Source organism: Cellulomonas sp. P4_H12 (assembly GCF_056400905.1).
In genome coordinates this window covers 1-514 of record NZ_JBFUKJ010000158.1, presented here as the reverse complement: position 1 = coordinate 514, position 514 = coordinate 1, and the positions used below count along the sequence as shown (strand labels likewise).

At 75.9% G+C, this 514-nt stretch carries 1 protein-coding gene; it reads left to right on the top strand.

What is annotated here, in order from left to right:
* Positions 1-514: GMC family oxidoreductase N-terminal domain-containing protein (locus tag AC1DQC_RS20300; protein WP_477053023.1), on the top strand; the 514-nt coding region annotated here is incomplete at both ends.

The window sequence follows — 514 nt, the reverse complement described above, 5'->3', positions numbered from 1 at the left end:
CACCTGGACCTACCCCGCCGAACTCGAACCGGGGATCCCGACGACCCTCGCGCGTGGGCGGGTGCTCGGCGGGTCCGGCGCGGTCAACGGCGGGTATTTCGTGCGAGGCACGGCAGCCGACTTCTCGCGCTGGCCGGCCGGCTGGTCGTACCAGGCGGTGCTGCCGTACTTCCGGCGGCTCGAGACCGACCCGGTGGGCGAGCGGCGCTGGCACGGCGACGCCGGCCCGATGCCCGTCACCCGCACACCCGCCGAGGACCTGCACCCGGTCAGTCGTGCGTTCGTCGCGGCGTGCGCCTCGGCCGGGTTCGGGTACCGGGCGGACCTCAACGAGCCCGACGCCGTCGGGGTGGGTCCGGTGCCGCGCAATGCCGCGTCGGGACTGCGGGTCAGCACCGCCGAGGCCTACCTCGGCGCCGGCCCGGCCCGGCCCAACCTGCGGGTGCACACCGGAACCACCGCGCGCAGGCTGCTGTTCGCCGGCCCCCGGGTGGTGGGGGTGGAGGTGGAAGAG